6 protein-coding genes are annotated in these 8,257 nt (G+C 38.6%); all 6 read left to right on the top strand.

The genetic code is table 11. The annotated features are described in order from the left end of the window. Positions 1-375 precede the first annotated feature (375 nt). The 6 genes from BFU02S_RS13250 (at position 376) to salA (ending at position 8,239) form a co-directional block, all read left to right on the top strand. Complete coding sequence (locus tag BFU02S_RS13250; protein WP_066371486.1) at positions 376-2,307, top strand: PTS mannitol transporter subunit IICBA; 1,932 nt, start codon at positions 376-378, stop codon at positions 2,305-2,307. A gap of 55 nt (positions 2,308-2,362) precedes the next feature. Beyond that, the gene (locus tag BFU02S_RS13245) at positions 2,363-4,438 is read left to right on the top strand and encodes a BglG family transcription antiterminator (protein WP_066371483.1); all 2,076 of its coding nucleotides are present in this window, start codon (positions 2,363-2,365) and stop codon (positions 4,436-4,438) included. 5 nt (positions 4,439-4,443) lie between these two features. Continuing rightward, positions 4,444-5,586 (top strand): mannitol-1-phosphate 5-dehydrogenase, encoded by a 1,143-nt coding sequence (locus BFU02S_RS13240; protein WP_066371481.1) that lies wholly within the window; start codon positions 4,444-4,446, stop codon positions 5,584-5,586. Positions 5,587-5,796: 210 nt separating this feature from the next. Continuing rightward, on the top strand, positions 5,797-6,237 hold the full coding sequence (locus BFU02S_RS13235; RefSeq protein ID WP_066371480.1) for a YbaK family protein: 441 nt from the start codon (positions 5,797-5,799) through the stop codon (positions 6,235-6,237). Positions 6,238-6,317: 80 nt separating this feature from the next. Then, positions 6,318-7,040, top strand: coding sequence for an N-acetylmuramoyl-L-alanine amidase CwlD (cwlD, locus tag BFU02S_RS13230; RefSeq protein WP_066371479.1), 723 nt, complete (start codon positions 6,318-6,320; stop codon positions 7,038-7,040). A 143-nt stretch (positions 7,041-7,183) separates the two neighbouring features. Continuing rightward, positions 7,184-8,239 carry an iron-sulfur carrier protein/transcriptional regulator SalA gene (salA, locus tag BFU02S_RS13225; RefSeq protein WP_066371477.1) on the top strand — a complete coding sequence of 352 codons (1,056 nt, stop codon included), beginning with the start codon at positions 7,184-7,186 and terminating at the stop codon, positions 8,237-8,239. Positions 8,240-8,257: the final 18 nt, after the last annotated feature.

The following is an 8,257-nucleotide window of genomic DNA, read 5'->3' as shown; positions in this document are numbered from 1 at the left end:
GAAAGAAAGTATAAATTTTAACTTTGAAAATTGTTCAGCACCAGCGCCTAGCCCCTCGGGGCTGACCAAGGTGCTTGCGCTTTTCTTAGAGAGAACTAATAAAATGTTGACATCCATAATTGTTTCGTTTCATTGAATAGTGGCTAGGGGCACATGCCAATTTCGTAAAGAAGGGTGATGGTGTGTCCCTAGGCGGAAGCCTTAAACTTTTCATTTGGATAACTAGGTGATGTGTGTAAGTATAACTCAAATTTGCAGAAGAAACACTATTTTTGTCTGGGGCATTGTGACAATGTTGATTTTGTCCGTTATTGTATACGAATGGTATCTGTTTTAAGATTGTTAAGGGAATAATATCAAAAAGGGAGTGAGTAAATGGCTCAATCAAATATAAAAGTAGCCGTACAAAAATTCGGCAACTCCTTAAGTTCCATGATTATGCCGAACATTGGAGCGTTTATCGCCTGGGGGCTTATTACTGCTTTATTTATCCCTACAGGCTGGATACCAAATAAGGCGCTGGCAACTCTCATTAGCCCAATGATTACCTATTTATTGCCGCTCTTGATTGGTTATACAGGAGGTAAAGTTGTTTATGGAGATCGGGGGGCGGTAGTAGGTGCTGCGGCAACGATGGGTGTAATCGTAGGTACCACTGTACCAATGTTCTTAGGTGCCATGATTATGGGACCGCTTGGCGGTTTTTGTATAAAACAAGTAGATAAGCTATTTCGTGATAAAATACGCCAAGGGTTTGAAATGCTTATTAATAATTTTGCTGCCGGAATTGTAGGCGCTATCTTAGCGATTCTCGCTTATTTAGGGATTGGTCCTGCCGTTCAGTTTTTAAGTAACTTGTTAGCGTCGGGAGTTAATTTTTTAATCGCCCATCATTTAATTCCATTAGCTAACATCTTTATTGAACCAGCAAAAATTTTGTTCTTAAATAATGCTATTGGAAATGGTATTTTAGTACCTTTAGGTATTGAACAAGCAAAAGCAGCTGGTCATTCTATTTTATTCTTACTTGAAGCAAACCCGGGACCTGGTCTGGGAGTTCTGCTTGCATACTGGATCTTCGGCAAGGGGACTGCCAAACAATCAGCTCCTGGTGCCGTTATCATTCAATTTCTTGGCGGAATTCATGAAATTTACTTCCCTTATGTATTAATGAGACCGATGCTCGTTCTTGCCGTTATTGCCGGCGGGGTTTCCGGTGTATTCACGCTTAGTGTATTTCATGCAGGTCTTGTTGCTCCTGCTTCACCAGGAAGTATTTTTGCAGTTTTGGCCATGACACCTAAAGGTGGATGGTTCGGAGTGTTGGCTGGGGTATTAGTAGCGGCCGTTGTGTCATTCGTTGTATCCGCTCTCATTCTACAAACAAGTAAACAATCAGATGAAAATATTGAAGAAGCAGCAGAAAGAATGCAACAGATGAAAGGAAAGAAAAGTGCAGTAGCAACGGCTCTTACATTTAATCCCGGTGAATTACCGGAAAATGTGAACAAAATAGTCTTTGCTTGTGATGCTGGCATGGGCTCCAGTGCAATGGGTGCATCCCTGCTTCGCAAAAAGGTTAAGGAAGCAGGGCTGCCAATTTCCGTTACGAATACGTCGATCAGCAACTTGCTACCAGATGCGCAAATTGTTGTTACGCAGGAAGAATTAACCCCTAGAGCGAGGAATAAAGTTCCAAACGCATATCATGTCTCCGTTAATAACTTCTTATCAAGCTCTGAATACGATAAATTAATTGACCGGCTTAAACGTCAAAAAGAATGTAAGCTTGAGCAAATCGTTGAAGATGCGGAAGATAACGTGCCAAAAGCGAGTAATTTTCATGATCATGATAATGATCTACTGCTTGAGGAGAATATTTTCCTAAATCAAGAGTTTTCCACAAAGGAAGAAGCAATCCGTTTTGCAGGAAGAGCGCTTGTGAATGCAGGATATGTTAAGGAAGAGTATATTGAAGCAATGATTGCCCGAGAAAAATTAACTTCAACCTTTATGGGAAATGATGTCGCCATCCCGCACGGTACGGAAGAAGCAAAGAAAGAAGTAATAAGATCGGGATTCACTGTCTTACAAATACCTAACGGAGTCGATTTTGGTGATGGCAATAAAGCCCGTATGGTTTTTGCGATTGCAGGAAAAGATGGCACCCATCTTGAAATCCTATCTGGGATTGCTGTCACATGTTCAGATATGGCCAATATTGAAAAAATGGTAAACGCTAAAACAGCAAAAGAAATTATGGACATTTTAAATGATAAAGATGAATTAGTTCATACTAATGAATAAAAAGCGCACTCCTGCGCTTTTTATTCATTATCCTTTCCTGAAATGAGCTGGTAACATGTATATTACCTCAAGGGAAAAAGCGATTATTGAATTGATTATTAAAACTTCCGGCAAGCATACAGCTGCTTCCATTGCAAAATATTTAAATGTCAGTGTCCGAACCGTTCACCGCGATTTAAACACGATCGAAAAAACACTTGAATCATTCGGACTACGGTTAAACCGTAATCCAAATCAGGGACTCATGATTGAGGGGAAGTATGAACAGTTATTTCGGCTTATGCAATACTTAACAACAACTCATCCAATCGATCAAACACCCCTGGAAAAGAAGCTTCTCCTCCTTTTATCTTTGTTTGAGGAAGAATCATACAAAATACAGGCGCTTGCGAATGATTTAGGCATTAGCGTATCAACACTGACTGCATACTTAGACGAAATAACAGACTGGTTAAGGGATTATAATATTCTGATTACTAGAAAAAGAGGGGTTGGGGTAGAACTCTTTGGAAAAGAATCGGATAAGCGCCATGCAATGGCCAGCTATTTCTTACAAAATTTTAATGAGGAATTAATTGAGCGTTTGTTTTTGTTAGAGAAAGGGGAGTACTCTTCCAGAAAGGTTTTGGGCTATTTTAAAGCAGACTATCTTCTTGCTATCGATCGGATTGTGCACCAGGTACATCCTAATCTAGCGGATAGTGATTATCTTGGATTCATTGTCCATCTTTGTATTACGATGCAAAGAACAGAAGAACAATTTCTTCTGGAGGAAAGGCTAGTTTATCCAAACGAGATTTCAAACGAATATCATCTTATCATTAAAATATGCCAGGAATTAGAATTGATGTATTCGGTGTCATTTACAAAGGAAGACATGAATTATTTAGCTGTCATTCTTAAAGGCTCAAAGCTTAAAGCAGTGGATGCAGTTCCATACGATAGCGTAGTACTTAGCCGGATGATAAAAAATGTAATCCAAGATGTTTCAACCCAGCTAAATGTGGATATGACAAAAGATTTTTCCCTTTATCAGGGACTGCTTGCCCATATGGAGCCTGCCCTATTTCGGCTCAAACAACAAATGGGAATGTATAACCCGTTAACAGAAGAAATACAAAAGAAATATCCTGTTTTATTTATGGCAGTAAGGAATAGTTTAGACAAGGAGTTTAAAGAGATTGGACATTTTTCGGATGATGAGATTGCTTTTGTCGTCCTTCATTTCGGCTCTGCCCTGGTCATGTATGAAGAGGATTTATCAATTAAAGCGCTAGTTGTGTGCCCTACGGGAATTGGCACATCAAAGATGCTGGCAAGTAGAATTAAACAGGAAATAAGTGAGATTGATTCCGTTAAAATTAGTTCAATAAAGGAAATTCAGCAGCATGGAAACTTGATAAATTTTGATATTATCATTTCTACTGTTCGACTTCCATTTATAAATATTGATTATGTATTGGTTTCTCCGCTGTTAAATGAGGAAAATATTCAAACAATTAGAAGCTTTTTAAGGGAAAATATAGAAAATTTAACGAAAACAAAACAGTATCTAAAAACGAAGCAGAAAATCGCCTCTCCATCAACAGTTGAAAAGATGAGTATTATGGAGATTTTGCAGGAGTTAAAAGATATTCAGCGAAGCATTGAATCAGTTCTTAGCCATTTCCGGGTTTACTCAACATCTTTAAAAAGTCATGACCAAATTATCAAGGAAATGGTGAGGATATCAGAAAAGGAAAAGCTTTTAAGTAATTCCATCGAAGTGATAGAAGCACTTAAAAACCGGGAAAGGCAAGGCGGACTTGGCATCCCAAATACAGAAATGGGCCTTTTTCATTGCAGACACAAGAAAGTCAATGAGCTTATTTTTAAAATTTCTTCGGTTAAAGATCCAGTATATATCAAAGGCATGGATAATAAGGATATGCCGATAAGACATGTCCTGCTTCTGCTTGCCCCTGAAGAATTAAGTGTAAGGAAGCAGGAGATCATTAGTTTGATAAGCACTAGTTTAATTGAAAGTAATGAAGCCATTATGATTTACTCCTCAGGAAATGAGGATTTGATTCGACAAAAATTAGAATCTATTTTTTTAGACTATCTTCATCATCATGTAATAAAGGAATGATAAAAATGAAAAAAACAGTACATTTTGGTGCAGGAAATATTGGCAGAGGGTTTATTGGAGCCCTATTTTCACAATCTGGCTATCATGTGACCTTTGTTGATATTGCAGACCAAATTATTAATCAGTTAAATGAGAAAAAGCAATACCAGGTTAAATTAGCTACACCAGATCAAGAGGAATTAACAATTAAAAATGTTTCTGGGCTTAATAATCTAAAGCAGGAAAACGAAGTAATTGAAGCAATTAAAGAGGCAACCTTTCTGACGACCGCTATAGGGCCAACTATTCTTCCCCGAATTGCTCCATTGATTGCAAAGGGTTTGAAAGAAAGAGTAAAGACAAATGATGATAAATTGTATATCATCGCCTGTGAAAATCAAATATCGGCAACTGACTTATTACAAGGTTACATTTTAGAAAATTTGGATGAGCAGACAAAAGCCGATTTATTGGATAAAGTTTATTTCTTGAACTCCGCTGTAGACAGGATTGTTCCAATTCAAAATAATAAAAATTCAATTGATGTCCTGGTGGAACCTTATTATGAATGGGTAGTAGAAACAAGAGAAAATATCCCGCCAATAGAGGGGATGAAAATTGTTTCTGACCTGGCTCCTTTTATTGAGAGGAAGCTGTTCACCGTAAATACCGGACACGCAGTGATTGCTTACCTTGGTTATATAAAGAATAAAACATTTACGATTGATCAAGCATTAGCCGATGAAGAGATACTCGAACAAGTTCAAGCGGCTCTTAATGAAACAGGTGCCTATTTGATCAACCAGTACGGTTTAAACCCGGATGAACATCAGCAGTACATTAATAAAATTATTAATCGCTTTAAAAATCCAATTTTGAATGATGCCGTAACAAGAGTAGGCCGTTCACCACTCCGGAAACTTGGGCCGAATGATCGCCTTGTACGTCCTGCAGCAGAAGCAGAAAAAGCCGGCCTGTCTTTTACGAATCTTGCAAAGGCAATTGCATCTGCTTTACTTTTTGATTATCAGGTAGACGAAGAGGCGATAAAACTTCAAGAGATGATAAATGAGAAAGGCGTTCTTCGGGTACTTAAAGAAATAAGCGGTTTGGAAGAAAGCGATGACCTTACCCAGGAAGTTATAAAACATTTTAATACATTAAAGTAATTTTGCTTTTTCATTTAGGAGAAACAATCCACACTGCCACCGCACAGTAAAAATCCTGATTTATTAAATGAATCAGGATTTTTTTGCTTATTTGATGGAAATAGGTGAAAAGGCTTTTATTTTTTTAAAAAAATTGGCAAAAGGAAAACGGACAGCTTGTTGCATTACTTCTGAACGCAAGATAAAGAATAGTGCTAAGAGGTGAATGAAGTGACTGTTATTACAACCTTTAGGGAAAAACGCCGTGAAAAGCAATTGAAATATGAGCGTTCTGTCCTTCGGGATTTATCTATTCATACATTAAAAGGGCGTTTTCAAGCATATTTTGGATCCATGAGAATGGGCAATATTATGATGCATACGGGAATTGAAGAGGCATGTTATGACATTGCACTTGAAGCATATTTATTAGGAGCTAAATTCAGCAAATTTGGTTATTATGGGGAAGAACATGAAAAAGTACGTCTGCGGTGTATCAATGAGGAAAAGCATCTAATTGATACATTATATAATTTCTTCCTTTTCTGGGGGAGCGGAGAAGAAGGAGCGATGAGTGAGGCACTTTATTATCGCTGTGAACAATATGTCGATGTCTGGTGGAGAGAAGGCTTTGAGAAGGGAGAGCGGCGGCATAAATTGCGTCTGCATTAGCAAAACCTTTCTTCTTGTTCTAAATGTTCCCCTTGTCCCATATATTTTGATTGAAAGGGACGAGCGGGAGGGAATGATTTTTGTTAAAGCGCAGAATAAAAATCATCGGATTTTCGGTTGGGCTACTCATTTTATTTCTCATTCTGCAGCATGATTTTACAAACAATGACTCATGGAAAACCTGGAATCTTCCTCTGTCTGGAAAGATTATTTTACTTGATGCAGGACATGGGGGGCCTGATGGCGGTGCCGGTTCCGGAAAAACTCTTGAAAAGGACATTGCCCTAAGCATTACTCTGAAACTGCGGGATTATCTGCAGCAGCAAGGGGCTCTTGTTGTGATGACAAGAACGACAGATAAGGATCTGGCTGATCCCAAAATAAGGGGGTATAGCCGAAGAAAAGTAGAAGATTTAAAAAAACGATTAAAAATGATTAATGACTCTAATAATGATTTATTTATCAGCATCCATTTAAATGCAATACCTTCAGCAAGATGGAGCGGCGCTCAAACCTTTTTTGCCCCGCAGCATGAGGAAAATGCCAGGGTAGCGAAATTTATCCAAGATGAACTTCGCAAAAATTTAGAAAATACAACACGGAAAGCTAAACCGATTAACTCCGTATACATTCTGGATCATGCTAAAAAACCAGGGGCATTAGTGGAAGTTGGTTTTCTTTCAAATCCTGGTGAAAGAGAAAATTTAAAAAAGGATTCCTATCAGGAAAAAGTAGCAGCTTCTATTTATAAAGGTATTTTACGTTATTTTTCAAATGAAAAAGAATTAAAAGAGACCGATTAGGAAGACGGGATTCCCCGTCTTCCCATTTTTTACCTATTAATATGCAAAGGTCTTGATATTGCGTTTCATTGATTCAAATGGTTTTCTTTTCATGTTATGGTATACTAAAAGGTGGAAACGAATTCAACTAGTGAGGTGTAGATATGTTAACAGAAGCAAGAATTCGCGAAATTCTTGGCAATGTGAAAGAGCCGTTTTTACATAAAAGTTTAGCCGAATTAAATGCAATCGAAGAAGTAAAAATAAAAGAAGAAAAAAAACATGTCAGTGTTAAGATTGACATTGCCAGAACAGGAACTGGTGAACAGCTGCAGTTGCAAACACAAATTGTTAATTTGTTAAAAGAAGCCGGCGCAGCAACTGTAGGGATTCGCTTTGGTCAGCTCTCAGAAGAAGTCATTGCTGCCCACCGTCATGCTATGCCAAAAGAAGAGCAAAACCTGCTTAACTCTGGAAATACTACTTTTATTGCGATCGCCAGCGGTAAAGGTGGTGTAGGAAAATCAACAGTATCCGTTAACTTGGCAGTAGCACTTGCGCGTCTTGGCAAAAAGGTAGGACTGATTGATGCCGATATATACGGCTTTAGCGTACCTGACATGATGGGCATTACGAAGCGGCCTGTTGTCCGCGGAGATAAAATTATCCCTGTTGAGCGGTTTGGAGTACAAGTTATTTCCATGGGCTTCTTTGTAGAAGATAATGCTCCAATCATTTGGCGTGGCCCGATGCTTGGAAAAATGTTAAACAGCTTTTTCCATGAAGTGGAATGGGGAACAGATCTTGATTATTTACTTCTGGATTTGCCCCCGGGAACTGGTGATGTTGCCCTAGATGTTCATACGATGCTTCCAGCATGTAAAGAAATTATTGTGACTACACCGCATCCAACAGCAGCATTTGTTGCCGCGCGTGCCGGCGCCATGGCGCTTCGAACAGAGCACGAAATCCTTGGTGTTATCGAAAATATGGCCTATTTTGAAAGTAAATTAACAGGTGAGAAAGAATATGTATTTGGCCGCGGTGGCGGAGATAAACTGGCAGAAGAATTAAATACAGAAGTCCTTGGGCGTCTCCCGCTTGATCAACCTGACTGGCATGAAGAAGACTTTGCTCCATCCATTTATCAGTCGGAACATCGTATTGGTAAAATTTATTTGGAGATTGCAGAAAAAGTAGCTGATCGGCTTAAAAAATAGCCTACTGATAAAAAGGGG

This window comes from Neobacillus fumarioli NBRC 102428 (genome assembly GCF_001591485.1).
Classification (GTDB): Bacteria; Bacillota; Bacilli; order Bacillales; family Cytobacillaceae; genus Neobacillus; species Neobacillus fumarioli.
This window is presented reverse-complemented; position numbering and strand designations above follow the sequence as displayed.

Coding starts and splice junctions, on each gene's coding strand:
- BFU02S_RS13240 (WP_066371481.1), top strand. CDS start 4,444: ATGAAAAAAACAGTACATTTTGGTGCAGGAAATATTGGCAGAGGGTTT.
- salA (WP_066371477.1), top strand. CDS start 7,184: ATGTTAACAGAAGCAAGAATTCGCGAAATTCTTGGCAATGTGAAAGAG.
- BFU02S_RS13245 (WP_066371483.1), top strand. CDS start 2,363: ATGTATATTACCTCAAGGGAAAAAGCGATTATTGAATTGATTATTAAA.
- BFU02S_RS13250 (WP_066371486.1), top strand. CDS start 376: ATGGCTCAATCAAATATAAAAGTAGCCGTACAAAAATTCGGCAACTCC.